Source organism: Methylorubrum zatmanii (assembly GCF_014845115.1).
In the GTDB taxonomy this organism is placed as follows: domain Bacteria; phylum Pseudomonadota; class Alphaproteobacteria; order Rhizobiales; family Beijerinckiaceae; genus Methylobacterium; species Methylobacterium zatmanii.
Genome location: NZ_NKUI01000071.1, coordinates 1 through 25,303, shown reverse-complemented (window position 1 = coordinate 25,303; position 25,303 = coordinate 1). Strand labels below are relative to the sequence as shown.

The 25,303-nt window shown below is 69.6% G+C and carries 26 protein-coding genes and 1 pseudogene; 8 read left to right on the top strand and 19 right to left on the bottom strand.

What is annotated here, in order from left to right; genetic code table 11:
• Position 1: 1 nt before the first annotated feature.
• From MZTS_RS09865 to hemH, 8 genes are all read right to left on the bottom strand, one after another.
• On the bottom strand, positions 2-403 hold the full coding sequence (locus MZTS_RS09865; RefSeq protein ID WP_009862841.1) for a F0F1 ATP synthase subunit epsilon: 402 nt from the start codon (positions 401-403) through the stop codon (positions 2-4).
• A gap of 26 nt (positions 404-429) precedes the next feature.
• Positions 430-681 carry a hypothetical protein gene (locus tag MZTS_RS09860; RefSeq protein ID WP_009862840.1) on the bottom strand — a complete coding sequence of 84 codons (252 nt, stop codon included), beginning with the start codon at positions 679-681 and terminating at the stop codon, positions 430-432.
• Between the two features lie 9 nt (positions 682-690).
• Positions 691-2,145 carry a F0F1 ATP synthase subunit beta gene (gene atpD / locus MZTS_RS09855; protein WP_192283601.1) on the bottom strand — a complete coding sequence of 485 codons (1,455 nt, stop codon included), beginning with the start codon at positions 2,143-2,145 and terminating at the stop codon, positions 691-693.
• 25 nt (positions 2,146-2,170) lie between these two features.
• The gene (locus tag MZTS_RS09850) at positions 2,171-3,055 is read right to left on the bottom strand and encodes a F0F1 ATP synthase subunit gamma (protein ID WP_192283599.1); all 885 of its coding nucleotides are present in this window, start codon (positions 3,053-3,055) and stop codon (positions 2,171-2,173) included.
• A gap of 149 nt (positions 3,056-3,204) precedes the next feature.
• The gene (gene atpA, locus MZTS_RS09845) at positions 3,205-4,734 is read right to left on the bottom strand and encodes a F0F1 ATP synthase subunit alpha (protein ID WP_192283597.1); all 1,530 of its coding nucleotides are present in this window, start codon (positions 4,732-4,734) and stop codon (positions 3,205-3,207) included.
• 76 nt (positions 4,735-4,810) lie between these two features.
• A complete protein-coding gene (locus MZTS_RS09840) occupies positions 4,811-5,380 on the bottom strand; it encodes a F0F1 ATP synthase subunit delta (protein WP_192283595.1) in 570 nt (189 codons plus the stop codon).
• A gap of 231 nt (positions 5,381-5,611) precedes the next feature.
• Positions 5,612-5,989 (bottom strand): VOC family protein, encoded by a 378-nt coding sequence (locus MZTS_RS09835; RefSeq protein ID WP_009865930.1) that lies wholly within the window; start codon positions 5,987-5,989, stop codon positions 5,612-5,614.
• 5 nt (positions 5,990-5,994) lie between these two features.
• A complete protein-coding gene (hemH, locus tag MZTS_RS09830; RefSeq protein WP_192283593.1) occupies positions 5,995-7,077 on the bottom strand; it encodes a ferrochelatase in 1,083 nt (360 codons plus the stop codon).
• Positions 7,078-7,250: 173 nt separating this feature from the next.
• Between hemH and MZTS_RS09825 the strand changes: the two genes are divergently transcribed.
• The 4 genes from MZTS_RS09825 to MZTS_RS09810 all read left to right on the top strand — a co-directional run bounded on the left by MZTS_RS09825 (position 7,251) and on the right by MZTS_RS09810 (position 11,438).
• Positions 7,251-8,207: a class I SAM-dependent methyltransferase gene (locus MZTS_RS09825; protein WP_192283591.1), complete on the top strand. Its 957-nt coding sequence runs from the start codon at positions 7,251-7,253 to the stop codon at positions 8,205-8,207.
• Positions 8,208-8,216: 9 nt separating this feature from the next.
• A complete protein-coding gene (locus MZTS_RS09820; RefSeq protein WP_192283589.1) occupies positions 8,217-9,719 on the top strand; it encodes a bifunctional metallophosphatase/5'-nucleotidase in 1,503 nt (500 codons plus the stop codon).
• A gap of 8 nt (positions 9,720-9,727) precedes the next feature.
• Positions 9,728-10,432 carry a uracil-DNA glycosylase gene (locus MZTS_RS09815; protein ID WP_192283587.1) on the top strand — a complete coding sequence of 235 codons (705 nt, stop codon included), beginning with the start codon at positions 9,728-9,730 and terminating at the stop codon, positions 10,430-10,432.
• A 94-nt stretch (positions 10,433-10,526) separates the two neighbouring features.
• Positions 10,527-11,438 carry a phosphotransferase gene (locus MZTS_RS09810; RefSeq protein WP_192283585.1) on the top strand — a complete coding sequence of 304 codons (912 nt, stop codon included), beginning with the start codon at positions 10,527-10,529 and terminating at the stop codon, positions 11,436-11,438.
• A 153-nt stretch (positions 11,439-11,591) separates the two neighbouring features.
• On the opposite strand, the gene MZTS_RS09805 is transcribed toward MZTS_RS09810, so the two are convergent.
• On the bottom strand, positions 11,592-11,798 hold the full coding sequence (locus MZTS_RS09805) for a hypothetical protein (protein WP_009864998.1): 207 nt from the start codon (positions 11,796-11,798) through the stop codon (positions 11,592-11,594).
• Positions 11,799-11,928: 130 nt separating this feature from the next.
• A complete protein-coding gene (locus tag MZTS_RS09800) occupies positions 11,929-12,852 on the bottom strand; it encodes a peptidylprolyl isomerase (protein WP_192283583.1) in 924 nt (307 codons plus the stop codon).
• Positions 12,853-13,142: 290 nt separating this feature from the next.
• On the opposite strand from MZTS_RS09800, the gene secA reads away from it, so the two are divergent.
• The 4 genes from secA (at position 13,143) to MZTS_RS09780 (ending at position 17,871) form a co-directional block, all read left to right on the top strand.
• Complete coding sequence (gene secA, locus MZTS_RS09795) at positions 13,143-16,049, top strand: preprotein translocase subunit SecA (RefSeq protein ID WP_192283580.1); 2,907 nt, start codon at positions 13,143-13,145, stop codon at positions 16,047-16,049.
• Positions 16,050-16,056: 7 nt separating this feature from the next.
• Positions 16,057-16,467: a GNAT family N-acetyltransferase gene (locus tag MZTS_RS09790; RefSeq protein WP_009865402.1), complete on the top strand. Its 411-nt coding sequence runs from the start codon at positions 16,057-16,059 to the stop codon at positions 16,465-16,467.
• Between the two features lie 106 nt (positions 16,468-16,573).
• Complete coding sequence (locus tag MZTS_RS09785; protein ID WP_192283578.1) at positions 16,574-17,407, top strand: 4'-phosphopantetheinyl transferase family protein; 834 nt, start codon at positions 16,574-16,576, stop codon at positions 17,405-17,407.
• Positions 17,404-17,871: an NUDIX hydrolase gene (locus MZTS_RS09780; protein WP_192283576.1), complete on the top strand. Its 468-nt coding sequence runs from the start codon at positions 17,404-17,406 to the stop codon at positions 17,869-17,871. The genes MZTS_RS09785 and MZTS_RS09780 overlap by 4 nt, the downstream gene beginning before the upstream one ends.
• A 4-nt stretch (positions 17,872-17,875) precedes the next feature.
• Here MZTS_RS09780 and MZTS_RS09775 read toward each other — a convergent pair whose 3' ends face one another.
• The 9 genes and pseudogenes from MZTS_RS09775 to MZTS_RS25170 form a co-directional block, all read right to left on the bottom strand.
• Positions 17,876-19,105: an extracellular catalytic domain type 1 short-chain-length polyhydroxyalkanoate depolymerase gene (locus MZTS_RS09775; RefSeq protein ID WP_192283574.1), complete on the bottom strand. Its 1,230-nt coding sequence runs from the start codon at positions 19,103-19,105 to the stop codon at positions 17,876-17,878.
• Between the two features lie 74 nt (positions 19,106-19,179).
• On the bottom strand, positions 19,180-19,641 hold the full coding sequence (locus MZTS_RS09770) for a CopG family transcriptional regulator (protein WP_192283620.1): 462 nt from the start codon (positions 19,639-19,641) through the stop codon (positions 19,180-19,182).
• Between the two features lie 204 nt (positions 19,642-19,845).
• Positions 19,846-20,556, bottom strand: coding sequence for a DNA polymerase III subunit epsilon (gene dnaQ / locus MZTS_RS09765; protein ID WP_009865248.1), 711 nt, complete (start codon positions 20,554-20,556; stop codon positions 19,846-19,848).
• Between the two features lie 72 nt (positions 20,557-20,628).
• Positions 20,629-21,264: a dephospho-CoA kinase gene (gene coaE / locus MZTS_RS09760; protein ID WP_009865247.1), complete on the bottom strand. Its 636-nt coding sequence runs from the start codon at positions 21,262-21,264 to the stop codon at positions 20,629-20,631.
• Positions 21,261-22,097, bottom strand: coding sequence for a shikimate dehydrogenase (locus MZTS_RS09755; protein ID WP_192283573.1), 837 nt, complete (start codon positions 22,095-22,097; stop codon positions 21,261-21,263). The genes coaE and MZTS_RS09755 overlap by 4 nt, the downstream gene beginning before the upstream one ends.
• 40 nt (positions 22,098-22,137) lie before the next feature.
• A complete protein-coding gene (locus tag MZTS_RS09750; RefSeq protein ID WP_192283571.1) occupies positions 22,138-23,130 on the bottom strand; it encodes a cation diffusion facilitator family transporter in 993 nt (330 codons plus the stop codon).
• Between the two features lie 214 nt (positions 23,131-23,344).
• A complete protein-coding gene (locus tag MZTS_RS09745) occupies positions 23,345-23,965 on the bottom strand; it encodes a Maf family nucleotide pyrophosphatase (RefSeq protein WP_192283569.1) in 621 nt (206 codons plus the stop codon).
• A gap of 37 nt (positions 23,966-24,002) precedes the next feature.
• Positions 24,003-25,103 carry a glycosyltransferase family 61 protein gene (locus tag MZTS_RS09740; RefSeq protein ID WP_192283567.1) on the bottom strand — a complete coding sequence of 367 codons (1,101 nt, stop codon included), beginning with the start codon at positions 25,101-25,103 and terminating at the stop codon, positions 24,003-24,005.
• Between the two features lie 10 nt (positions 25,104-25,113).
• Positions 25,114-25,303, bottom strand: a pseudogene (locus MZTS_RS25170) (hypothetical protein); the annotation flags it as partial.

The window sequence follows — 25,303 nt, the reverse complement described above, 5'->3', positions numbered from 1 at the left end:
GTCAGAGGCTCAGCGTGTGCTTGGCTTCCTGCATCTGAACGATCTGCGCGTTCAGCGCCTCGCGCCGGGCGAGATCCTGGGTCGCGTCGTGGAGCATCTGCGCCGCCCTGATCTCCTCGTCGATCATGGCGGGGGTGATTTCCTCGATCGGCGTCGCGCGCTCGGCCAGGACCGTCACGGTGTTCGGGCCGATATCGGCAAAACCGCCCTGGACATAGATGCGCTTGCCGTTGCCGGCCCGCTCGGTGACGGTGATGACGCCGACCTTGAGGGTGGTGAGCACGGGCGCGTGGCCCGGCAGAACGGTCATCTCGCCCTCGGCGCCGGGAAGCTGCACCGCCTCGACCTCGCCGGAATACAGCGTCCGCTCGGGGCCGACGAAATCGAAATGGAAGGTGGCCATCGTCAATTGAGTCCCGAGGTTTGAGTTCAGCGCCGGCTACGATCCGCGACGAAGCCCGCTCCGAAGCCGACCACGGCGCCGATCAGGGCGAAGAGCCCGACATGCTGGAGCTGACCGCCGGTCAGCTCCCCGCCCTTCGCGCCCATCGCCGAGTCCCGATCCTGGATCTCGACGCTGAGCGGACCGAGCTTGATCTCCGCCGCCTGCGGCCGGGTCAGGTAGCCGACAAGGCCCCCGACCACGAGGCCGACGAGGAGAAGAACGGCCTTGGCGTTCATGTGCCCGCCTTAGGCGGCGAGCTTCTTGGCCTTTTCCTGGGCCTCTTCGATGGAGCCGACCATGTAGAAGGCGGCCTCCGGCAGGTCGTCGTACTTGCCCTCGACCAGGCCCTTGAAGCCCTTGATGGTGTCTTCCAGCGCCACGAGCTTGCCCGGCGAGCCGGTGAACACCTCGGCGACGTGGAACGGCTGGCTGAGGAAGCGCTCGATCTTGCGGGCGCGGGCCACGGTCAGCTTGTCCTCTTCCGACAGCTCGTCCATGCCCAGGATCGCGATGATGTCTTGGAGCGACTTGTAGCGCTGCAGGGTCTGCTGGACGCGGCGGGCGACGTCGTAATGCTCCTCACCGAGGATGGCCGGCGAGAGCATGCGCGAGGTGGAGTCGAGCGGGTCCACGGCCGGGTAGATGCCCTTCTCGGCGATGGAGCGGGACAGCACGGTCGTGGCGTCGAGGTGGGCGAAGGAGGTGGCCGGGGCCGGGTCGGTCAGATCGTCCGCCGGCACGTAGATCGCCTGCACCGAGGTGATCGAGCCCTTGGTCGTGGTGGTGATGCGCTCCTGCAGGGCGCCCATGTCGGTGGCAAGCGTCGGCTGATAGCCCACCGCGGAGGGGATGCGGCCGAGAAGCGCCGACACCTCGGAGCCCGCCTGGGTGAAGCGGAAGATGTTGTCGACGAAGAAGAGCACGTCCTGGCCCTCGTCGCGGAACTGCTCGGCGATGGTCAGGCCGGTCAGGGCCACGCGGGAGCGGGCGCCGGGCGACTCGTTCATCTGGCCGTAGACCAGCGCGCACTTGGAGCCCTCGGCCGAGCCGTTGTTCTCCTTGGGGTTCTTGTTGACGTTGGACTCGATCATCTCGTGGTAGAGATCGTTGCCCTCGCGGGTGCGCTCACCGACGCCGGCGAACACCGAGTAGCCGGAGTGAGCCTTGGCGATGTTGTTGATCAGCTCCATGATCAGCACGGTCTTGCCGACGCCGGCGCCGCCGAACAGGCCGATCTTACCGCCCTTGGCGTAGGGGGCGAGCAGGTCCACGACCTTGATGCCGGTGACGAGGATCTGCGCCTCGGTCGACTGCTCGTCGTAGGACGGGGCCGGCTGGTGGATGGCGCGGAAGGTGTCGGCCTGGATCGGGCCGGCCTCGTCGATCGGCTCGCCGATGACGTTCATGATGCGGCCCAGGGTGTTGTGGCCGACCGGCACCTTGATCGGCGCGCCGGTATCGGTGACCTCCTGGCCACGGACGAGGCCCTCAGAGGTGTCCATGGCGATGCAGCGGACGGTGTTCTCGCCGAGCTGCTGGGCCACTTCGAGGACGAGACGGTTGCCCTGGTTCTTGGTCTCGAGCGCGTTCAGGATCTCCGGCAGGTAACCGTCGAACTGCACGTCGACCACGGGGCCGATGACCTGGGTGATACGGCCCTTGGCGGCGGTGGCCGTGGCGGGGGAAGCGGTGTTCGCCATTGCGATGATTCCTCTTAAGCGGCGGTCAGAGCGCTTCCGCGCCCGAAATGATCTCGATGAGTTCCTTGGTGATCATGGCCTGACGCGTGCGGTTGTAGACCAGCGTCTGCTTCTTGATCATCTCGCCCGCGTTGCGGGTCGCGGAATCCATGGCGCTCATGCGCGCGCCCTGCTCGGAAGCGGCGTTTTCCAGGAGCGCCCGGAAGACCTGAACGGTGAGGTTCTTCGGCAGCAGCGTCTCGAGGATGGTCTCCTCGTTCGGCTCGAACTCCATCGCCGCGTCCGATCCGGCGGCGGTCGCGGCCTCGGCCTGCGGCAGCTCGGCCGGGATCAGCTTCTGCGCCGTCGGGATCTGCGAGATCACCGAGCGGAACTCGGAGTAGAACAGCGTCGCGACGTCGAACTCGCCGGCCTCGAAGCGGGCCAGGATGTCGTCGGCGATCTCGGCGGCGAAGGGATAATCGACCGGCTTGTTGCCGCGGATGTCGCGCGAGGCGATGATCTGGTCGCGGAACTGGCGGCGCAGGATGTCGAGGCCCTTCTTGCCGACCGTCATGATCTTGACGGTCTTGCCCTCGGTCATCAGGCGGTTGGCATGGTCGCGGGCCAAGCGCGCGATCGAGGAGTTGAAGGCGCCGGCGAGACCACGGTCGCCAGTGCAGACCACGAGCAGGTGCACTTGGTCCTTGCCGGTGCCGGAGAGCAGACGCGGGGCGCCGACGCCGCCGATCAGGTTGCCGGCGAGATTGCCGAGCACCCGGGCCATCTTCTCGGCGTAGGGCCGCCCGTTCTCGGCGGCATTCTGGGCGCGCCGCAGCTTGGCGGCGGCGACCATCTGCATCGCCTTGGTGATCTTCTGCGTCGCCTTCACCGAGGTGATGCGGTTGCGCAGGTCCTTCAAGCTGGCCATCGGGGGCGTCCGGGTCCGTTCTAGAGAGCCTCTCCTCCCCCCTTGCGGGGAGGAGCCGGAGGTAAGGGTGGTTCAGAAGGCACCGCAGAGCTGCATCCGGCACCACCCCCACCCGAACCCCTCCCCGCCAGGGGGAGGGGACGGTGCCTTTAGTCGAACGACTTGGCGGTGCTCTCGACGACGGCCTTCAGCTTGTTGGCGCTCTCGTCGGAGAGATCCTTCGAGGTGGCGATCGTGTCGAGCAGGTCCTGGTGCTTGGAGCGCAGGGTGCCGAGGAGCTGGTCCTCGAAGGCGCGCACCTTGTTGACCGGGAGCTTGTCGAGGTAGCCGTTCACGCCGGCATAGATCACCGCGACCTGCTCCTCCATCTTCAGCGGCGAGAATTGCGGCTGCTTCAGGAGTTCGGTGAGGCGCGAGCCACGGTTCAGCAGGCGCTGGGTCGAGGCGTCGAGATCGGAACCGAACTGGGCGAAGGCCGCCATCTCGCGGTACTGGGCCAGCTCGCCCTTGATCTTGCCGGCGACCTTTTTCATCGCCTTGGTCTGGGCCGAGGAGCCGACGCGCGACACCGAGAGGCCGACATTCACCGCCGGGCGGACGCCCTGGTAGAACAGGTCGGTCTCAAGGAAGATCTGGCCGTCGGTGATCGAGATCACGTTGGTCGGGATGTAGGCCGAGACGTCGTTGGCCTGGGTCTCGATGACCGGCAGCGCGGTGAGCGAGCCCTTGCCGGCGGCGTCGCCCATCTTGGCGGCGCGCTCGAGCAGGCGGCTGTGGAGGTAGAATACGTCGCCCGGATAGGCCTCGCGGCCCGGCGGGCGGCGCAGCAGCAGCGACATCTGACGGTAGGCGACGGCCTGCTTGGAGAGGTCGTCATACACGATCACGGCATGCATGCCGTTGTCGCGGAAATACTCGCCCATGGCGCAGCCGGCGAACGGCGCGATGAACTGCATCGGCGCGGCGTCGGAGGCGGTGGCGGCGATGACGATGGAGTATTCGAGGGCGCCCTGGTCCTCCAGCACCTTCACGAACTGGGCGACGGTGGAGCGCTTCTGGCCGATGGCGACGTAGACGCAGTAGAGCTTGGCGTTCTCGTCGGTGCCCGAATGGGCCGGCTTCTGGTTGAGGATGGTGTCGAGGGCGATGGCGGTCTTGCCCGTCTGGCGGTCGCCGATGATCAGCTCGCGCTGGCCGCGGCCGACCGGGATCAGGGCGTCGATGGCCTTGAGGCCGGTCGACATCGGCTCGTGCACCGACTTGCGCGGAATGATGCCCGGGGCCTTCACGTCGACGCGGCGACGCTCGGTCGACTGGATCGGGCCCTTGCCGTCGATCGGGTTGCCGAGGCCGTCGACCACGCGGCCGAGCAGGCCCTTGCCGACGGGCACGTCCACGATGGCGCCGGTGCGCTTGACGGTCTGGCCTTCCTTGATCTCGCGGTCGGAGCCGAAGATCACGACGCCGACATTGTCCTGCTCGAGGTTGAGGGCCATGCCGCGCACGCCCGACTCGAACTCGACCATCTCACCGGCCTGGACGTTGTCGAGGCCGTAGACGCGGGCGATGCCGTCGCCGACCGCGAGCACCTGCCCGACTTCCGTCACCTCGGCCTCCTGGCCGAAATTCTTGATCTGCTCTTTCAGGATCGCGGAGATCTCGGCGGCGCGGATGTCCATCGTCGGGCCTCTTTAAAGGTCGGGTGCGTGTCTGTTCGGGTGTCGGGTCAGTTCGCGAAGGGCTCGGGCGAGCCTCTCAGCGGGCTTCCCGCATGGCGAGGCGGATGCTGTTGAGCTTGGTGCGGAGCGAGGCGTCGATCATGCGCGAGCCCAGCTTCACGACGATGCCGCCGATCAGGCTCGGATCGATGTGCAGGTCGATGTCGACCTCGGCGCGGGCGACATCGCGCAGCGACGCCTTGATCTCCTCGATCACCGCGTCGGACGGACGCTCGGCGACGCGGACCTCGGCGCGGACGATGCCCTTGGCTTCGCGCACCTTCTCACGATAGGCGCGGATCATGTCCGGCAGGGCGAACAGGCGGCGGTTGGCGGCCGAGAGCTTGATGAAGTTGGCGGCGAGCCCGGAAATTCCGGCCCGACCGAGCAGGGCGCCCACGGCGGCCGTCTGCTCCTCGGCCGAGAAGGCCGGGCTCTTCACGAGCCGGCGCAGATCGGCGCTCTCCCGATACAATGCGTCGAACGCGTCGAGGTTCTTCGCGACGTCGTCGACCTGACCCTCATCGCGGGCCAGCTCGTACAGGGCCAACGCGTAGCGGCCCGCCACGCCTGCCAACAGGGGACCCTCGGAACCGTTCTGCGCCACCCGTCGCTCTCTCTTGTCCTTGCCCGCCGGTCCTTCGCGCCCGCGCTCACCTTACGTCGAAGGCGGCGGAGGGAGGCCCTTGGGGATTGGAAATGCACCGGGCACGAAAGGCCTTGAGCGGTCTTCCCGCGGCGCGGCTGTCGCCTAGCATGCGTTCCGGGGGTGCGCAAGGCGAGGTTCGGGCGATGGTTGAGCTTGCGTGGACCTTACGTCGCCCGCGACGGAGCCGGTTCAGCTCTTCTCAGGCACCGGTTGCCCGATCCGCACCAGGGTTCCGTCCGGATCGGAGAGGGCGAATTCGAGGGTGCCCCACGCCGTCTCCACGGGGCCGTCGCCGCCGATGATCTCCGCCCGGAGGCCGGCGGCCAAAGCCGCGACCTCCTCGGTATAGAGGTAGAGACCGAAGGGATTCCGCTCCGGCGGGAGCCATCCGGGCTCAGCCCTGCGCAGGTGGAGCTGCGTGCCGTCGGGGCGTGACAGGATGCGGTACGCCTGCTGCCACGCCTCCTGGCCGGGCCCGCGGCTGAAGCCGAGCCGGGCATAGAAGGCCTCCGACCGGTCGAGATCGTTGCAGGGCAGGATCGCGACGAGGCGAGCGGTCGGGGCCATCCGGGTCAGATCCAGCCCTGCAATTCCCGCCGCACCACGTTCTCGATCACCCGCATGCCGAGATCGGAATCGTTGAGGCAGGGGATGAAGGCGTATTTCTCGCCGCCATTCTCCTCGAAGTAATGGCGGTTCTCGCCGTCGAGCTCCTCCAGCGTCTCCAGGCAGTCGGCGCTGAAGCCCGGCGCCACGATCGCCATGCGCTTGACGCCGGACTTGGCGAGCGCCTGCACGGTCTCGTCGGTATAGGGCTTGAGCCATTCCTCGTTGCCGAAGCGCGACTGGAAGGTCACCCGCATCCGTTCGGGGGTGTAGCCCATCGCCTCGCGGATCAGCCGGCCGGTCTTCAGGCACTGGCAATGGTAGGGATCGCCCTTGAGCAGGTAGCTCTTGGGCACGCCGTGGAACGAGGTGAGGATCACTTCGGGCTCGAAATCGAGCTTGGCCAGACCCTCGCGGATCGATTGGGCCATCGCCTCGATATAGACCGGGTCGTCGTGATAGGGCGGCGAGACCCGCACGGTCGGCTGCCAGCGCATCTGCATCAGCGCCTTGAAGGCTTGGTCGCAGGCGGTGGCCGAGGTGGCCGCCGCGTATTGCGGGTAGAGCGGCACCAGCAGGATGCGGTCGCAGCCCTGGTCGAGCAGGGCCTGGATGCGCAGGGACACCTCCGGCTTGCCGTAGCGCATCGCCCAATCGACCACGACGGCATCGCCCATGGCCGCCTGCAGCTTCTCGCACTGGCCGCGGGTGATGGTCTTGAGCGGGCCCTCGTCGCGCTCGTTGTTCCAGATGCTGGCATAGTCGCGGCCCTTCGGCCCCGGCCGCTTGGTCAGGATGATCAGGTTGAGCAGCGGCCACCAGATCAGGCGGGGTACCTCGATGACCCGGCGGTCGGAGAGGAACTCCTTGAGGTAGCGGCGCATCGGCCAGTAGCTCGTGCCCTCGGGGGTGCCGAGATTCATCAGCAGCACGCCGACGCGCCCCGTCCTGACCGCGGGATGGTCGGGCGGCAGCAGGTTCGGCGCGGGGCGCACGGGCTGGCGCATCAGGGTCTCGGGCAGGGTCTCGGGTGGGACGCGTTCGTTCATCGGATTTCCGGTCACGGGCTCTCGCCTTCCGTCGACGCGGCAAGCGATCCGGTTGTGCGGGCCGGCCGTTCGATCTAGAGCAGGCGGCTTTTCAAGGCCAAGGCTCCCCGTCGGAGTCTGGCCCGCAGGTTGGCGAACCCATCGCCCGAAATCGCTCCGGAGGCCAGCGCGACATGCCGTCCCCCCGCTACTTCCTGAAGCACTTCGTGCCGTTTACGGGCTATCCGTATACGGGGGCGCCGGCCGCCTGCAACCTGTGCGGCTGCCGCGACGCGGTCACCGTCGCCGAGACCGACCGGCGCCTGAAGACCCTGCGCTCGATCGCCTGCACGCAGTGTGGCCTGATCCGCACCGATCCGATGCCGACGCCGGACGAGCTGGCCGAATATTATTCGACCGCCTACCGGGCCGATTACCAGCTCGCCTTCGCCGGCGGCCCGCCGCGCCACCACCTCAACCGCTCCGCCCGCGAGGCCAGCTTCCGCGCCGACCTGCTGGCGCCGAAGCTGAAGGCCGGCGCGACCCTGCTCGATTTCGGCTCGGGCTCGGGCGAGTTCCTGGCGGAGGCCAAGCGGCGCGGCTGCGCGGTGATCGGCGTCGAGCCGGGGCGTGACTACGCGACGTATGCCCGGACGCATCACGGCGTCGAGGTGCTCGACGAGGCGGAGGATCCGAACCGCTTCCCCGCCGGCCATTTCGACGTGATCTCCACGCACCACGTGCTGGAGCATCTGCGCAACCCGGCCGAGACGATGGAGCGCCTCGCCCGCTGGCTGAAGCCGGACGGCATCCTCTACGCGGCGGTGCCGAACATGGCCGCCACCGGCAAGCCGCCGCACGAGCGCTTCCACTTCGCCCATGTCCACGGCTACGTGCGCGAGACCTTCGACCTGCTCGCCCGCCGCGCCGGCCTCGTGCCGCATACCGAGTACTGGCGGGAGGACACCACGGTGGTCTACCGCAAGACCGACGCCCCGGCGGTGCCGCTCAAGAATCCCGGCCTCGCCGACCGGCTCGCCGTCGATCTGAAGCCGGTCTCGGCCGGGCTCTATCTCGCCTCCGGCGCCTGGATCTGGCCGGCCCTGCGGCGCAACGCCAAGGCGGTGCGGGACGGCCTCGCCAAGCGCTGAACCGGGCCGATGCGTCCGTCCCGACGCGAAGCCGTCGCCGGTCTCGGCGCCGGCCTTCTCGTCGCCGGGGCCGGCCCGGCACTGGCCGCGCGGCCGAGCTTCACCCTGCTCCTCGTCAACGACATCTACGAGATGGACGAGGTGGAGGCGCGCGGCGGCTTCGCCCGGCTCAACGCGGTGGTGAAGGCGGAGCGGGCCCGCGGCGTGCCGCTCCTCTACGCCCATGCCGGCGATTGCTTCTCGCCCTCGCTGATGTCGGGCTTCGACAAGGGCGCCCATATCGTCGCGCTTCTGAATCTGGCGCCCCCCGATCTGTTCGTGCCGGGCAATCACGAATTCGATTTCGGGCCGACGGTCTTCGCCGAGCGGCAGGCGGAGGCGCGCTTCCCGTTCTACGCGGCGAACCTGCGCGGAGCGGACGGGCAGCGGCTGCCGGGCATCCAGGATTCCGCCCTGATCGAACTCGGCGGCGTGCGGCTCGGCCTCGTCGGCATCGCCCTGCAGGCGACGCCGGAGAAATCGCAATCGGGCGATCTGCGCTTCGGCCCCGAGATCGAGACGCTGGCCCGCGCGGCCGAGGCCCTGCGGGCGCGCGGGGCGGAGATGATCGTCGGCATCGCCCACACGGCCAGGGCGGAGGACGAGGCGATCGTGCGCGGGCGCCTCGTCGACATCCTGCTCTCGGGCCATGACCACGATCTCGTCCTGCGTGACGACGGCCGGACGGTGCTGGCCGAATCGGGCCACGATGCCCAGTTCGTCACCGCCATCGACGTCTTCGTCACACGCAAGGGTGACGGGCCGCTGCGCTGGCGCGCCGCCTTCCGCATCCACGACACCAGCGAGGTCGAGCCCGATCCCGAGACGCAGGCCTTGGTGCGCCGGCTCCAGGGCGACCTGTCGAAGGAACTCGACGTCGTGATCGGCACGACGCAGGCGCCCCTCGACAGCCGGGTCGCCACGGTGCGGGTGCGGGAATCGGCCTTCGGCAGCCTCGTCGCCGACGCGGTGCGGGCGAGCACCGGCGCCGAAATCGGCCTGATGAACGGGGGCGGCATCCGAGGCGACCGGCTCACCCCGGCCGGGGCCGCCCTCACCCGGCGCGACATCCTCTCCGAACTGCCCTTCGGCAACACGGTCGTGCTGGTGGCGATCGACGGGGCGACGGTGCGCGAGGCGCTGGAGAACGGGTTCCGGGATTTCGGCCGCCCGTCCGGCCGCTTCCTGCACGTCTCCGGCCTCACGGTGACCCTCGATCCGGGGGCGGAGCCGGGGCGGCGCGTGGTGTCGGTGCGCGTCGGCGAGGCGCCCCTCGACGAGAGCCGCACCTACCGCGTCGCGGCCAACGATTTCATGCTGCGCGGCGGCAACGATTACGGGATGCTGGCCAGGGGCCGCGTGCTGATCGGCGGCACCGACGGGACACTCATGGCCAACGCGGTGATGGCCTATATCCGCGCCCGCTCGCCGCTGCCGGCCGAGACCGGGCCGCGCATCAGGGAAGTTCGATAGGACCACGCATGACCGGACCCGTCGCAGCCGCCCTCGCCACCTTCCGCGCCAGCGACTCTCCCTGGCTCGCCCTGCCCTTCTTCGCGCAGGGCGCGGCGGACCGGATCGCGCAAAAGGTCGATGGCCGCGTCGCGGAGGGCGCGCAGGTTCTGCCGGAGCCCTCCGCGATCTTCCGGGCGCTGACCCTGACGCCCCTGCCGGCGGTGAAGGCGGTGATCCTCGGCCAGGACCCCTACCCGACGCCGGGCGATGCCAACGGGCTCGCCTTCTCCTATGTCGGGTCCCGCCGACTGCCGGCCTCGCTCAAGGTGATCCTGGCCGAACTCGCCCCCGACGGGGCCAAGCCCGATTTCTCGACCGGTGACCTCACACCCTGGGCGGAGCGCGGCGTGCTGCTCCTCAACACCGCGCTCACCACGGAGGCGGGGAAGTCCGGCGCGCATCTGCGGCTCGGCTGGTCTCAGCTCACCGACGAGGCGGTGGAGGCCGTCTCCGCCAAGGACGAGCCGTCGGTGTTCCTGCTGTGGGGCGCTCAGGCCCGCGCCCGCGAGGCGTTGATCGACGGAACGCGCCACGGCATCGTCGCCTCGGGCCACCCCTCGCCCCTCAACCGCGCCCGGGATTTTCCGGGTTCGCGGCCGTTCGACCGGGCGAATGCGTGGCTGGAGGAGCATGGCCGCGCGCCGATCGACTGGCGACTGGGCCAGGGCTGAAACGGAACCATCCCGAGGATGCGACCGGTGTCCGGCCCATAGCAGAAGCAGGCGCTGCTGCCCGAGCCGTGCCGAGCGTGATAAGCCCTTGCCGGTGAGCGACATCGACTTGCACGATCTCTCCCGATGCTACGGGCGCGTGTTCACCGGCTGCGAATTGGTCGTCCCCGGCGTCAACCGGACCTACCGTCTCGCCGCAGGCGGTGACCTCTCCTACTTGCGTCTCTATCGGCCTGTCGGCCGATCCCTCACCGACATCGCGTTCGAGTTGCGTCTGCTGCGCCAGGTTCGCACAACGCCAGGCATCGACGTGGCGCGGCCGATCCGCACCGTTGACGGCCTGGATTGCGCGGAAGTCGCGTTCGGCGGCGTGAGCCGCACCGCCTGCTTGTTCCATGCCCTCGAGGGTCGGCCGATCACCGATGCCCCGGAGGATGTGGCGCTGTTCGGTGCGGCGCTGGCGAAGCTGCACGCCGCCATGGCCGGGATCGACGGTGGCGGTGCGCGTCCCCTCGACGCGGGGGCGCTGTGCCTGCGCGCTGCGATATCGCTGACGCGCATCCCCGGTAGCGAGGCCGCGCGGCGCGCTGTCGGCCGATGCCGGGCGGAGATCCTCGGCGATCCTGCGGCGCACGATCTGCCATCGGGCAACTGCCACGGGGATGCCCGGACGGCCAACGCCGTCGTCCGGGACAGGACGGTGGGCTTCTTCGACTTCGACGATTGCGGCTACGGCCCCTACCTGCTCGATCTCGGGACGGCGGCCCGGCATTTCGCGGCCGGCGATCCGTCACGGACGGGGGCGCTCGTCGCTGCGCTCCTGAGAGGCTACGACGGGGAACGCTCTTTATCCTCGGCGGAGCGGCACGCCTTGTCGCACTACGTGAAGCTTGCCGAGGTCCGTTCGCTGTTGTTCCTCGCCGAGTTCTGCCTCCTCGCAGACGGGCTCTGGCCGCGTGTCCTCGACCGAGCGACGAAGCTGCTGGAGCGCGGGCTGACGATCTGACACCGCGCGATCAGCGCGCCGGTGCCGGCTTCGTTCATGCATGGCGGGCCGAGACGCCCTCCGACGATCACACGGCGACACACCGTCCAAAAAGAAACCGCCCCCGGCCGGGCGGCACGGGGGCGGTCCTGATGGGCCGGAATGAGGCCGAGGTTACGCGGCGATGCGGGTCGCGGCGGCGACGGTGTTCTCATTCGCCAGCGAGAAAGCGGCAGCCGGGGCCGCCGGACGGCCGCTGGCCTGGAGGCTGGTCAGCTCGCCGGCGGAGGCATGCACACCCTCGGTGCCGAACCGGTCGGCCAGCAGCACGACCAGGGTCACGTTAGCGATGGCGACGGCGAGAACGGCGAGGGCGATCATGGTAGGCAAACCCGTTGTTGCGTTGCGATAAAGTCTATATCGCACCGCACGCTGAGTTCTGGTATACCAGATGCCAGAGACCTGACATTCCGCCGATGCATGGCCTCGCCGGGAAGCCGGCGCGGCCCGCCTACGGCTTCTTGTCGCCCTTCGTTTCCCCCTTGGCCTCACCCGCCGCCGGTGTGGCGCTGCCGCCGACACGCTCGACCTTGGCCGCCTCGCGCAGCTTGACGATGGTGTCCTGCTGCGCCTTGCGGGTCAGGTACTGGTCGATCTGCTCCTTCATCTCGTCGAAGGTCGGCACCGGCTTGGTCCGCTTCTCCTCGACGCGCAGCACGTGCCAGCCGAACTGGGTCTTGACCGGATCGGAGACCTGACCCGGCGCCAGCTTGAAGGCGGCATCGGCGAAGGGCTTCACCATCCGCTCCTGGGTGAACCAGCCGAGATCGCCGCCCTCGGTCTTGGAGCCCGGATCCTTCGAGAGCTCGGCGGCGACCTTGGCGAAATCCTCGCCGCCCTTGATGCGGGCGGCGATCTTCTTCGCCTCGTCCTCGCTCTCCACGAGGATGTGGCGGGCATGCACCTCCTCCTCGGGCTTCATCGATTTGACGGTCTGGTCGTAGAGCGCCTTGGCGGCCTCGGGCGTCACCGCCTTCTTGGCCTCGCGCTCGAGGTATTCGTCGAGCAGGAGCTTGTCGCGGAAATAGGCGAGCTTGCGCTTGAAATCGGGGCTGTCGCCGACCTTGGCGGCCTCGGCCGCCTGGGCGCCGACCTTGAGGTCGATCATGTAATCGACCAGCAGGTTCTGCTTGGCGCCCTCATCGACGCCGGGCAGCGACAGGGCCGGATCCTCCGCCGCCAGGGCGAGGTCGGCGGCGGTGACCGGCTGGCCGTTGACCTTGGCCACCACCGTCTCCGGGGAGGTTGCCGCCGGCGCGGGCGTCGCGGCCTTCGGTGCGGGTGCCTGGGCCAGGGCGGCGCCCGGCGCGAGACCGGAACCCGCGAGGATCAGCGCGAGGGCGCTCGCGCGCCGGAGGGAGAACGGGATCGGCATCGGAAGCGTCGTTCCTTGGGCGTCGTCCCCGCCGGGCCGGCCGTGTGACGTCCGGATTCTATCCGTGCGGGGTCGTCGGGTGTGCGGCGGGTGCCGCGACGAAGCGCGACACAGGTGGAATCTCTTCAGGACAAAGGCAAGCGCGGCCTTGAACCTCGCGCGATCTCGTGAGCGGCGGCCGGCACTACCGGATGCGCCTGCGGATATTTACCTCTATAAGCCCGCCCAACGCAGGCCGGCGGCGCCTCAAAAATGCCGCCCGCGACGACCTCCACGACCGCAGGTTCACGATGCTCGGTGCCCTCGCCAAGAAGATTTTCGGCTCGTCCAACGACCGACGCGTCAAGGGCTTCCGCCCGCGCGTGGCCGCGATCAACGCGCTCGAACCGGAACTCGCCGCCCTGACCGACGAGCAGCTGCGCGCCCGCACCCAGACCTTCCGGGATCAGCTCGCCGCCGGCACCCGCCTCGACGACCTGCTGGTGCCCGCCTTCGCCACCGTGCGCGAGGCGGCCAAGCGGGTACTCGGCCAGCGCCATTTCGACGTGCAGCTGATCGGCGGCATGGTGCTGCACGAGAGCGGCATCTCCGAGATGAAGACCGGCGAGGGCAAGACCCTGGTGGCGACGCTGCCGGTCTATCTCAACGCGCTCGAGGGCAAGGGCGTCCACGTCGTCACCGTCAACGACTATCTCGCCTCCCGCGACGCGGAGTGGATGGGCCGGGTCTATCGCTTCCTGGGGCTCACCGTCGGCACCATCGTGCACGGGCTCGACGACGGGCAGCGCAAGGAGGCCTATGCCTGCGACATCACCTACGGCACCAACAACGAATTCGGCTTCGATTACCTGCGCGACAACATGAAGTACGAGCTGTCGCAGATGGCGCAGCGGGGCCACCACTTCGCCATCGTCGACGAGGTCGATTCGATCCTCATCGACGAGGCGCGCACCCCGCTCATCATCTCCGGCCCGGTGGACGACCGCTCTGAACTCTACGTCGCGGTCGACGCGATCATGCCGCAGCTGGTGCGCGAGCATTACGACCTCGACGAGAAGCAGCGCACCGTCTCGCTGACCGAGGCCGGCAACGAGTTCATCGAGGAGGCCTTGCGCGAGGCGGGCATCCTCAAGGAGGGCGATCTCTACGACGCCCACAACGTCACGCTCGTCCACCACGTCAACCAGGCGTTGCGCGCCCACACCCTGTTCACCCTGGACAAGGACTACATCGTCAAGAACGACGAGGTGGTCATCATCGACGAGTTCACCGGCCGCATGATGCAGGGCCGGCGCTACTCGGAGGGCCTGCACCAGGCGCTGGAAGCCAAGGAGCGGGTGACGATCCAGCCCGAGAACCAGACGCTGGCCTCGATCACCTTCCAGAACTACTTCCGCCTCTACAAGAAGCTCGCCGGCATGACCGGCACCGCCTCGACCGAGGCCGACGAGTTCGCCGAGATCTACAAGCTCGACGTGGTCGACATCCCGACCAACAAGGAGATCGAGCGCGTCGACGAGGACGACGAGGTCTACCGCACCGTCGAGGAGAAGTACGAGGCGATCATCAAGGAGATCGACAAGGCGCATGCGCGCCATCAGCCGGTGCTGGTCGGCACGGGCTCGATCGAGAAATCCGAGCTGATCGCCGAGCTGCTGACGAAGCACGGCTACACCCCGCTCGACTATTCCGATCCGAACGCGCTCACCGACGTCTACAAGGCCGCCCGCGAGAACCGGGTGACCAAGCGCTTCGCCGTGCTCAACGCCCGCTTCCACGAGCAGGAGGCCTATATCGTCGCCGAGGCCGGCGTGCCGGGCGCCATCACCATCGCCACCAACATGGCCGGTCGCGGCACCGACATCAAACTCGGCGGGAACCTCGAGATGCGCATCGAGAAGGAACTCGGCCACCTCGCCGAGGGACCGGAGCGCGATGCCGCGATCGAGGCGCTGAAGGCCGAGATCGCCGAGAACCGCGCCAAGGTGTTGGCTTCCGGCGAGAAGGCCGATCCGGAGGCCGGCCGCAAGAAGGACCTGCCGGGCGGGCTCTACATCATCGGCACCGAGCGCCACGAGTCGCGGCGCATCGACAACCAGCTGCGCGGCCGCTCCGGCCGCCAGGGCGATCCCGGCCGCTCGAAATTCTACCTGTCCCTCAAGGACGACCTGATGCGGATCTTCGGGTCGGACCGCATGGACGGCATGCTGCAGCGCCTCGGCCTGGAGCAGGGCGAGGCGATCATCCATCCCTGGATCAACAAGGCGATCGAGAAGGCGCAGCAGAAGGTCGAAGCGCGCAACTTCGACATGCGCAAGAACGTGCTCAAGTACGACAACGTGATGAACGACCAGCGCAAGGTCGTGTTCGAGCAGCGCCGCGACCTGATGGGCCAGGACAGCGTGCGCGAGACGGTCGACGAGATGCGCCACGGCGTGATCGACGACCTCGTCGCCACCCACATCCCCGAGAACGCCTATGCCGAGCAGTGGGATGCGGAGGGCCTGAAGCAGCGCGCCCTCGACGTGCTCAACCTCGACCTTCCGGTGGAGGAATGGGTCAAGGAAGAGGGCATCGCCGACGAGGAGATCCGCGAGCGCCTGCGCAAGGCCTCGGACGAATCCTACGCCGCCCGCGTCGAGCGCAACGGCCCGGAGGTGATGGCCTATGTCGAGAAGCAGGTGGTGCTGCAGGTGCTCGACCATCTCTGGCGCGAGCACCTCGTCACCCTCGACCACCTGCGGCAGGTGATCGGCTGGCGCGGCTTCGCCCAGCGCGACCCGCTCAACGAGTACAAGTCTGAGGCGTTCGACCTGTTCAACGGCCTCGTCACGGCCCTGCGCGAGCAGGTCACCGCCCAGCTCGCCCATGTCGAGATCATGCACCAGCAGCCGGACGACTTCGCCGGCGGTGAGTTCGAGCAGGCCGGCTTCTCCGAGCCGCAGCTTCCGCCGATGTTCCCCGAGCATCGCGACCCGACCACCGGCGAGAACGAGTTCGCCTTCGCCGGCAGTTCCGGCGGGGCCGGCCCGGCCTACGGCTTCGCCGCCCGCGACCTCGCGACGGACGCGGCGGTGCTGGAGCGCAACCCCGACGATGCCTCGACCTGGGGCAAGGTCGGCCGCAACGAGCCCTGCCCCTGCGGCTCGGGCAAGAAGTACAAGCACTGCCACGGCCGCTTCACCACGGAGGCGTGAGGCTCCGGTGACCGGCGCGGTCGTCTACGCCCTGGAGCCGGATCTCGCCGCGGACGCCTTCCAAGGCGTCCTCGTCGCCTCCGGCCTCGCCCCGCGCCGGCCGGCCGACGATCTCGAACGGCTCGGGCGGATGCTGGCGGCCTCCGACCTGATCGTCACCGCCCGGCTCGACGGGCGGCTCGTCGGTGTGGCCCGCACGCTGACCGACTTCGCCTTCTGCGCCTATCTCTCCGACCTCGCCGTGGCCCGCGACGTCCAGGGCCGGGGCATCGGCCGCCGGCTGATCGCGGAGACGCGGGCGGCGGCCGGCCCCGAGGTCAGCCTGCTGCTGACCGCCGCGCCCGGCATCGAGGGCTATTACGAAGCCATCGGCATGACGCGCGTACCGCAGGCCTTCCGCTTCGACAGGGAGCGGTGAGGGATCATACTCCGCATGCCCGAGATTCGGGGTTCGCAGGGCAAGCCCCTCGGAATCCCGCCATCAGGGTGGGTCGGAAGACAACGCCTCCAGCACGGCATGGGCCATGACGGGTGAGGACAGCGCCGACAGCGCGGCAGGACCGGAGGCTTCGGCCCCGCTGGTGCGGAGCCTGCGCTTCGCGCTCGAATCCCCACGGGCGGGACGGCTCCAGGCCGCCCTGACGCTGGCGAGCGCGCCCCTCGACTGGCTCGACGCCCATCGCGGCGGTTTCCTCCATGCGGATGAGGAGGCTTTGCTTGCCGACCGCCTCCATGCCCGCCGCCGCCACGGCCTGCTGATCGGGCGCTACGCGGCCAAGCGCGCCATCGCCGCTCTGCATCCCGATCTCGATCCGCGGGCGGTGGCGATCCGGCCCGGCGTGCTGGAGCAGCCGGTCGTCTCCGGCGAGGGAGTCGGCGCGCTCGGCATCAGCCTGTCCCATGCCGGCCCGGTCGCCGTGGCGGTCGCCTTCCCCGAAGCCTGTCCGATGGGGATCGATCTGGAGCGGATCCGGGAGGCCCATATCGAGCTGCTCACGAACCAGACGACGCCCGCCGAGCGCGAGCGCCTCGCTACCCGCCTCGCGGCGCCGGAGGCCGAACGGCTGACCCGGCTCTGGTGCCTGAAGGAGGCCCTGTCCAAGGCCCTGCGCTGCGGTCTGACGGTGCCGCTCGATTGCCTCGCCCTGGGCGGCGTCGAGCGGGACGCAGCGGGGCTCTCCGTCACTTTCGCGCATTTCGCGCAATATCGCGGTCTGAGCCTCGCGGGCGGGGATCTCGCCGCCGCCCTGGTGCTGCCGCGCCCGCCGGCGGTGACGGTCTCGGCCGAGGCGGCGGCCTGGGAGGCGTGGCGTTCGGCCCTGGCCGAGGCCGCCGCGAGAGGACGGGACGACGAATGACGAACCTACCGACCCCGACATGGCGTCCGCCGCAGCAGATCCGCGCCAAGGTGATCGGTCTGGCTTGGCGCGGCGACGCCGTTCTGGCCGTGGAGGTGCTGGACGACCGCGGCCGGGTGAAGGGCGTCCGGCCGCCGGGTGGAAGCATCGAGTTCGGAGAAACCCGCGAACAGGCCCTGGAGCGGGAGTTCCGCGAGGAGCTGGGCTGCGGGGTGACGATCACCGGCCCCTGGGCGGTGTTCGAGAACCTCTATCGCCACGAAGGCGCGCTGGGCCACGAGATCCTGTTCGCCGCCCCCGTCCGCCTGCACGACGCGGCCCTCTACGACCGCGACGCGATTGCCTTCGCCGAGGACAGCGGCACGCCCTGCACGGCGCGCTGGTTCCGGCCGGAGGCCCTGCCGGAGGGGGTCGCCCTCTATCCGGACGGCCTCGCGGCCGCGCTCGCCGCCCGGACCCGGTAGTCGCTCAGCCCTGCCGGCCCGGCAGGCTGTGGCTCAGGAAGAAGTCGACCATCGCCCGCGAGGCGTCCGGTCCCCCCGGATCGGTGTAGCTGCCCTCCGGGCTGCCGCCGGACCAGGCATGGCCCGCGCCCTGGATCGACCAGGCTTCGACCTGCACCTGGCCGGCCTCGTCGGCATAGCGCGTGCGGGTATAGGTGTGGCCGGACCCTGCCCCTTCCGTCCTGCCGCTGTCCCGCTGCGGCGTCAGCTCGGCGATGCCGGCCTGGGCCAGCACGGCCTCGGCATTGCGCGGGTGGACGGTGCCGTCGCCCTCGCCGTGGAAGACGATGGTCGGCACGCGCAGGCCCTGCGCCACCGAGCCAGCCCCGAAACCGGAGGCACCGCCGGGAGGCGGCGCCCCCGGCGCACCGACGCGCATGGCCGAGAGGGCCGAGGGCAGATCGCGGGCGCAACCGGCGGCGAGACCCGAATGCACGCCGACCGCCGCGAACAGGTCCGGATAGGCCCTGGCGATATTCGCCGCCGCCGCCCCGCCCGCCGAGAGGCCGGCGATGTAGATGCGGCTCCGGTCGATCGGATGCTCGGCGCAGAGGGCGCGGACCAGCCCGGCCACGATCCCGGCCTCCCCCATCTCCCGGCCCTGATCGCCGGGCTCGAACCAGTTCCAGCATTTCTGAGCGTTGGCCCGGCGGGACTGACGCGGATAGGCGACGTAGATCCCCTCTTCCTCGGCGAGCCGGTTCATGCGGGTGCCCGCCGCGAAATCGTCCGGCGATTGCGTGCAACCATGCAGCATCACCACCAGCGGTCGGCTTCCGCTGCGGGGGCTCGGGATGAACAGCTTGTAGTCCCGCGCGCCGGCCGCGTTGGAGAAGCTGCGCTCGACGAACTGGCCGTCCTCCGGCGCCTCGCCGGGCGCCGGGGCGTGCAGGCCGCCGCCTACCAGCCCCTTCAACGAGGGCGCGAGGGTGCGCAGGCCCTGCATCATCTGGTCGATGTTCTCGCGCAGCCGCTCGGGGATCAGCGCCGCATGGCCCGCCTCATTCCCCGCTTCGAGCCGTGGGACCGCGAAATCCGCTGCCGCTGCCTCGCTCCGTGACGTCGCCTCCGGGGTCAGGCCCGAAGCGACCAGACTGCGCTGGATCAGGGCGGTCGCCTCGGTGAGCCGTCCGGCCCGGGTCAGGCGCGTCGCCTCGGCCATGTCCGCGAGGAGGGTGGTGGAGTGATCGGTCATGCAAAGTCTCGCTTTCCGGGTCGGCGACGGGCCGCACGAGCGCAGCGGGTCACGAGGAAGGGGTCGGTCGGGGTTCAGAACAGGCGGCCGGCCAGCGCCCGCTTCACCGCAGGGCTCGCCTGGAAGCCGCCGAGCACCTCGATCGAGGCGATCGTCGCGCTGGCGAGGTCGGCGGACACGTCGTCGGCGATCACCGCGAGGCCGAGGACACGGATCTCGAGCCGGATGCCGGCAGCCAGCGCCGCCTCCAGCTCCACGCGCCCGTAGCGGCGCAGGCCGAACTCGATCGGTTTGCGGGCCACCGACTGGCGGGTGATGTCGGCATGCCGCTCGATCTGGTTGCGGATGGCCGTGCGGATGAAGTCGCTGCGGTTGGCATAGACGCCTTCCGAAACCAGCAGGTCGACATGGCCGAGATCGACGAAGCCGAGATTGACCGTGATCTTCTCACTGTCACCGGGCTTGGCCGCCAACTTGGCCCCGAGCGTCATCGCCAGCGGAGCCTCGTGCCGGCTGTCCTGCATCACATCCATCATTGCGCCCATCCCCGCGCCATCCACAGGGATGGTATGGGAAGGCTTATGTTGCGCCGCAAGATGAAACTTTTTGCATTGCAGCAAAACAATCCCTGCGCATTGCCGCAGGCTTCGGGTCGGCGAGGGTGCCGACCCCGGACAATCATTTCGGCCCGGGAAAGAAGATCACGTCCCGGCAGGGACTTGAGAGAGGTCTGTGCCGTGTCACGGCTCCAGATAGTCGCGCCAGACGGCGTTTGTTCCCAGACTCTCGACAAAGCTGACATGCCGCAGGCGCTCATCCTCCGTCAGCCGGCTGCGCATCGCGCGCGGGGCAATCGGACCCGAATCGGCCACCGCTTCCACCGCCACGCTCCCAGCCGGCTCGGCGATGCTGAGACCCAGGCTGGTCTGCTTGCCGCCGAGGAGTTCGACATAGACCTCGGCCAGGATCTGCGCGTCGAGGAGGGCGCCGTGCTTGACCCGGCGGGTCGTATCGACGCCGTAGCGGTTGCACAGGGCGTCGAGATTGTTGGCCGCGCCCGGATGCTTGCGGCGGGCGAGCAGCAGGGTGTCGACCACGTCCTCCAGCACGATGAGCGGCGGAGCGGCCGGCCCGAGCTTGGCGAACTCCATGTTGAGGAAGCCGACATCGAACGGCGCGTTGTGGATCACCAGCCGCGCATCGCCGCAGAAGGCGACGAAGGCGTCCACCACGTCGGCGAAGACCGGCTTGTCGGCCAGCATCGCGTCCGAGATGCCGTGGACCGCGAAGGCTCCCTCGGAAACCGGCCGCTGCGGGTTGATGAGTTGGTGGTAGTAGGCGCCGGTCTGGACGTGGTTGATCAGCTCGACGCAGCCGATTTCGATCAGCCGGTCGCCATTCTTGGCATCCGTGCCGGTGGTCTCGGTATCGAGGACGATCTCGCGCAGCATGTCGTGTTCCGGTCCCAAGCAAGGGCACAGCCTCGTACCGGACAGCGAAGGATGGGTTAACCCGCGCCGATGCTATCGGCGCGCGTCCGGGTTCCGATGCGCCAGTTCCTCGACGATCCGCGCCACCTCCGCCTCCGCGTGGTCGAAGCCGCGGCTCGTGTCGATCAGGAAATCCGCCCGCCTGCGCTTCTCGGCATCCGGCATCTGCTTGGCGCGGATCGCGGCGAAGGCCGCCTCGTCCATGCCGGGGCGGGCGAGGACCCGGGCGCGCTGTACCTCGGGCGGAGCGGTGACGACGAGGACCGCATCGCAGCGCGCCTCCGCCCCGGTCTCGAACAGGAGCGGGATGTCGAGCACGACCAGCGGTGCGTCGGCATGGCGCGCGAGGAAGGCGCGGCTCTCGGCCTGGACCAGGGGATGGACGATGGCCTCCAGCCGGGCGAGCTTGCCGGCATCGCCGAGCACCGCCGCCCGCAGGGCCGGGCGGTCGACCGCGCCGTCGGAGGTCACGGTACCGGGAAAAGCCGCGCCGATAGCCCGCGCCGCCGCACCCTGCGGTCCGTAGAGGGCGTGGACCGCCGCATCGGAATCGTGGACCGGCACCCCGCGCGCGGAAAACATCGCGGCGGTGGCCGACTTGCCCATGCCGATGGAGCCGGTGAGGCCCAGCACCGTGGGACGCCGGGGCTTGTCCTCCGGCGCGCTCATGTCCGGAGAAGATCCGCGACGATTTTATCCCGCAGCTCCGGCGTCACGGCGGGGCGCAGGCCGAACCAGGCCGAGAAGCCCGGCACCGCCTGGTGCAGCAGCATGCCGAGTCCGTCCACCGCCGCGAGTCCCCGCGCCCGCGCCGCGGCGAGCAGCGGCGTTTCCAGGGGCACGTAGACGATGTCGGCCACCGCCGCGCGGTCGGGAAGCGGGGTCAGATCGAGATCGAGCGGTGGGTGCCCGGCCATGCCGAGGGAGGTGGTGTTGACGAGAAGCCCGGTCTCGGTGAGCACCTCCGGCACGGCCTCCCAGGGCAACGCCGCGACATGGTCGGGATCGAGCGCCGCGAGCGTCCGCGCCCGCTCCGGGCTGCGGTTGGCGACGCGCACGCTCAAACCGCGCTCCACCAGCCCGACGACGATGGCCCGGGCCGCGCCGCCCGCACCGAGGACCAGCGCGTGCCGGCCGGTGCGCTCGGGCCAGCCCTCCCCGAGGCTCTGGTCGAGATGGGCGATGAAGCCCGGCGCATCGGTGTTGTCGCCGAGAACCCGGTCGCCCTCGACGATCAGGGTGTTCACCGCCCCGATTGTCCGAGCCCGCGCGGTCAGCGTATGCGCCAGCCGGAAGGCCGTCTCCTTGTGCGGGATCGTGACGTTGCCGCCGGCGAAGCCGGAGCCGGGCAGCCCGTGAAAGAAGGCCTCGAACTCCTCGGGCGCCACGTCGATGCGCTCGTAGCTGCCGTCGAGGCCGTGCGCGGCGAGCCAGTGGCCGTGGATCAGCGGCGAGCGGGAATGGGCGATCGGGTGGCCGACGACGAAAGCCTTGGTTGTCATGACATCCTGCCGCTGAGCGCGCCTGGAAAAGGGAAAAGCCTCACGCCACGCAGCCTTTCGGCAGGGTGCAGGCGGTCTCCCCCTCGATCTCGATCTGGATCGTCGCGTGGGCGATGCCGAAACGCTGCCGCAGTTCGTCCGCCGCCTCCTTGAGGAAGAGCCGGTCCGGGGCGGCCCCGGCCAGGACGAGATGGGCGGTGAGCGCGGATTCGGTGGTGCTCATCGGCCAGATGTGCAGGTCGTGCAAGCCGCTGACGCCGGGGCGGGCGGCGAGGCAGGCGCGCACCGCCTCCGGGTCGATGCCGGGCGGCACCGCCGCGAGCGACATCGCCACGCTGTCGCGCAGCAGGCCCCAGGTCGCCACGATGATGAGCGCGGCGATGACGAGACTGACCAGGGGGTCGATCCAGTCGAAGCCGGTGCCGAGGATGACGAGGCCGGCGAGCACCACGCCGGCCGAGACCGCCGCGTCGGCGACCATGTGCAGGTAGGCGCCGCGGATGTTGATGTCGCCCTTCGATCCGGAGGCGAACAGCCAGGCGGTGAAGCCGTTGATGAGGATGCCGATGCCGGCCACCACCATCACCGTCGTGCCGGCGACCGGCTCCGGATGGAACAGGCGCTGCAGCGCCTCGACGATGATGCCGCCGGTCGCCACCAGGAGCACCACCGCGTTGAACAGGGCGGCCAGGATCGAGGAGCCGCGCAGGCCGTAGGTGAAGCGTGCCGAGGGCGCCCGCTTCACCAGGATGGCGGCGATCCAGGCGGCGGCGAGCCCGAGCACGTCGGAGAGGTTGTGGCCGGCATCGGCCACCAGGGCCATGGAGTTGGACAGCCAACCGTAGACCGCCTCGACGACGACGAAGCCGAGATTGAGCGAGATGCCGAAGGCGAAGGCTCTGCCGAAATCCTTCGGGGCATGGACGTGACCGTGGCCCCCGTGACCGGATCCGCCGTGATCGTGTTCGCCATGCCCATGCCCGGCGTGATCCTCGTCATGGGGGTGGGCATGGTCGTGCCGGTGGTCGTGCATCGTCCCTCGCCGTCTTCGGTGCCGCTCAAAGCCTGTTCGACGAATTTCATTCCCCTCTCAACCTCATCCTGAGGCGCCGCGAAGCGGCCTCGAAGGAGGGTTCCGGAAATCACTGCGATCCCTGGAGCCCTCCTTCGAGGCTCCCTGCGGTCGCACCTCAGGATGAGGACGCGGGTGGGAGAGACAAGATCTCCGTGGTGATGAACAAGCCCTCTCAGAACGCCAGCAGACCCATGCCCCGCAGCCGCGCGAGCAGCGGCGTGAGCGGCAGGCCGAGGATCGTCGCGTGGTCGCCCTCGATCCGCTCGAACAGGTGGATGCCGAGTCCCTCGAGCTGGTAGGCGCCGACCGAGGTGGTGACCGCCTTGCCCGCGAGACGCAGATAGGCATCGATGGCCGCCCCATCGAGGGGACGCATGGTCATCCGCGCGGTCTCGACGAAATCCTCGCGGGCTCCGTCGCGCAGGATCGCCACCGCCGCATGAAGCGCGTGGGTCCGGCCCTGGAGCCGGGCGAGATGGGTCCGTGCCCCGTCCAGATCCGCCGGCTTGTGGAACACGCGGCCGTCGCAGGCGAGCACTTGGTCGGCACCGATGACGATGCGGCCGGGATGGCGGGCGGCGACCTCCTCCGCCTTGGCGAGGGCGAGCCGCCGCGCCAGCTCCGGTGGGGTCAGGCCGGCGCTCTCCGCTTCGAGGGCGCGCTCGTCGATGCGGGCCGGCGCGGTCTCCACCGGCAGGCCGGCAGCGGCCAGGAGGTCGCGCCGCGTGGCGCTGGCCGAGGCGAGGAGCAGCGGCTCGGCGGGGAGCCAGGGAGAGGGCGGGGCAGCGGTCACCGGGCGGGTCTCCTCAGCGCAGGCCGCGCCAGTCGAGCTAGTCGAACAGGAAGTCGATATCCTGCGGCGCCACGGAGAAGAACCCGTCTTCCGAGCGCGCCGAGCCGATCACGTAGCCGCCGGCATGGCCGAGCGCATGGTCGAGGGAGCTTTGCAGGAAGCCGAGGTCGAGCCCGTTGTCGCGCAGGCTGATCACGCTCGTCCCCACCGGCGCGAACAGGGAGCCGTGCAGCCCCGAGCCGTATTCCCCCAGGATCGTGGCGGCGGAGCGGAACAGGGCGACCTGTTCGGGCACGCTCATCCGCTCGGGCCGGACCTGCTCGAAGCCGCGGGCCAGGGCCGCCGCCTCGAAGGCGGCCCGCTCGGCCAGGGTCCGGCGGTTCTTCGTGTCGGCATTGTCCGAGCGGGAGATCAGGATTTTTCGGAAGCCCCGGGGCTCGGCGCGCCGGCCCGGGCGCCAACGCGGGCGGGGAAAGGCGCGCTCCAGCAGGAAACGCCGCGCCTCCCGCATCAGCGGTGAGGCGCGGCTGACGAAGCGCAGGGCCGTCGGCACCAGGAGCCGGCGGCAGGCGGCGACCTCCCGCTCCCGCTCGTAGACGACGAGGCGGTCCTCGCCGATGCCGAGGAGGCCGAGCCAGACCCGCGCGAAGGCCGGGGTGTCGGCGGGCAGGAGGTAGCGCAGGCGCGCGAGATCGTGGCCGGCACGGTGGAGCAGGAACAGCTTGGGCAGGAAATCCACCAGCCAGTGGCCGTACATCTGGTGGCCCATGCCGGTGAGCAGCACGACCGGATCCTCGACCGTCACCCGCCGCAGGCCCGCGAGCCGGGCGGCGATGGCGCGGTGATGCGCCTCGGCGACCACGGGGAAGACGTTGAGCTGGGCGCCGGATTGGAACACGCCGTCGAGGATGACGACGCCCTCCTCCGCCACCTCCGCCCGCGGCACCTCGTAGAGGCTCGCCCCGAGCACGGTGGTCTCGGCGTGATAGGCCCGCAGCAGATCGGGCGTGACTGCCCCGATCAGGAGGTCGGGCGGCGGCATCCAGTCCCGGTAGGACAGGCTGAGATCGGTGCAGCGCCCGCGCCCGGCCTGAACGGTCTCGCGCAGGTCGGCCGCCGCGTAGTCCCCCTCCCCCATGCTCCCGCCCTCAGGTCGCGATGAATTTCAGGCGGTGCTCGCGGTAGAGGTCGAGGATCGCGGCGGCCGTCTCCTCGATGGAGCGGCGGGTCACGTCGATGGTCGGCCCGCGGTAACTTGGGCCAGGCCGCGGGGGGGGGGCGGCTTTGTCGGGCCCCCGATTCCCGTCCGCCAAGGGGGGAATGTTTGGGGGCTGTTGG

Bases quoted from the DNA above. Each gene is read 5' to 3' on its own strand.
- MZTS_RS09805 (WP_009864998.1), bottom strand. From the start codon at position 11,798: ATGATCGCCCTCGCCGTTCTCGCCGTCGCCATCGCTAACGTGACCCTG.
- MZTS_RS09780 (WP_192283576.1), top strand. From the start codon at position 17,404: ATGACGAACCTACCGACCCCGACATGGCGTCCGCCGCAGCAGATCCGC.
- dnaQ (WP_009865248.1), bottom strand. From the start codon at position 20,556: ATGCTGCGCGAGATCGTCCTCGATACCGAGACCACCGGCACGGATGCC.
- MZTS_RS09785 (WP_192283578.1), top strand. From the start codon at position 16,574: ATGACGGGTGAGGACAGCGCCGACAGCGCGGCAGGACCGGAGGCTTCG.
- atpD (WP_192283601.1), bottom strand. From the start codon at position 2,145: ATGGCGAACACCGCTTCCCCCGCCACGGCCACCGCCGCCAAGGGCCGT.
- MZTS_RS09850 (WP_192283599.1), bottom strand. From the start codon at position 3,055: ATGGCCAGCTTGAAGGACCTGCGCAACCGCATCACCTCGGTGAAGGCG.
- MZTS_RS09825 (WP_192283591.1), top strand. From the start codon at position 7,251: ATGCCGTCCCCCCGCTACTTCCTGAAGCACTTCGTGCCGTTTACGGGC.
- MZTS_RS09770 (WP_192283620.1), bottom strand. From the start codon at position 19,641: ATGATGGATGTGATGCAGGACAGCCGGCACGAGGCTCCGCTGGCGATG.
- MZTS_RS09740 (WP_192283567.1), bottom strand. From the start codon at position 25,103: ATGGGGGAGGGGGACTACGCGGCGGCCGACCTGCGCGAGACCGTTCAG.
- coaE (WP_009865247.1), bottom strand. From the start codon at position 21,264: ATGAGCGCGCCGGAGGACAAGCCCCGGCGTCCCACGGTGCTGGGCCTC.
- MZTS_RS09775 (WP_192283574.1), bottom strand. From the start codon at position 19,105: ATGACCGATCACTCCACCACCCTCCTCGCGGACATGGCCGAGGCGACG.
- MZTS_RS09800 (WP_192283583.1), bottom strand. From the start codon at position 12,852: ATGCCGATCCCGTTCTCCCTCCGGCGCGCGAGCGCCCTCGCGCTGATC.
- atpA (WP_192283597.1), bottom strand. From the start codon at position 4,734: ATGGACATCCGCGCCGCCGAGATCTCCGCGATCCTGAAAGAGCAGATC.
- MZTS_RS09750 (WP_192283571.1), bottom strand. From the start codon at position 23,130: ATGCACGACCACCGGCACGACCATGCCCACCCCCATGACGAGGATCAC.
- MZTS_RS09835 (WP_009865930.1), bottom strand. From the start codon at position 5,989: ATGGCCCCGACCGCTCGCCTCGTCGCGATCCTGCCCTGCAACGATCTC.
- MZTS_RS09860 (WP_009862840.1), bottom strand. From the start codon at position 681: ATGAACGCCAAGGCCGTTCTTCTCCTCGTCGGCCTCGTGGTCGGGGGC.
- MZTS_RS09820 (WP_192283589.1), top strand. From the start codon at position 8,217: ATGCGTCCGTCCCGACGCGAAGCCGTCGCCGGTCTCGGCGCCGGCCTT.
- hemH (WP_192283593.1), bottom strand. From the start codon at position 7,077: ATGAACGAACGCGTCCCACCCGAGACCCTGCCCGAGACCCTGATGCGC.
- secA (WP_192283580.1), top strand. From the start codon at position 13,143: ATGCTCGGTGCCCTCGCCAAGAAGATTTTCGGCTCGTCCAACGACCGA.
- MZTS_RS09755 (WP_192283573.1), bottom strand. From the start codon at position 22,097: ATGACAACCAAGGCTTTCGTCGTCGGCCACCCGATCGCCCATTCCCGC.
- MZTS_RS09815 (WP_192283587.1), top strand. From the start codon at position 9,728: ATGACCGGACCCGTCGCAGCCGCCCTCGCCACCTTCCGCGCCAGCGAC.
- MZTS_RS09865 (WP_009862841.1), bottom strand. From the start codon at position 403: ATGGCCACCTTCCATTTCGATTTCGTCGGCCCCGAGCGGACGCTGTAT.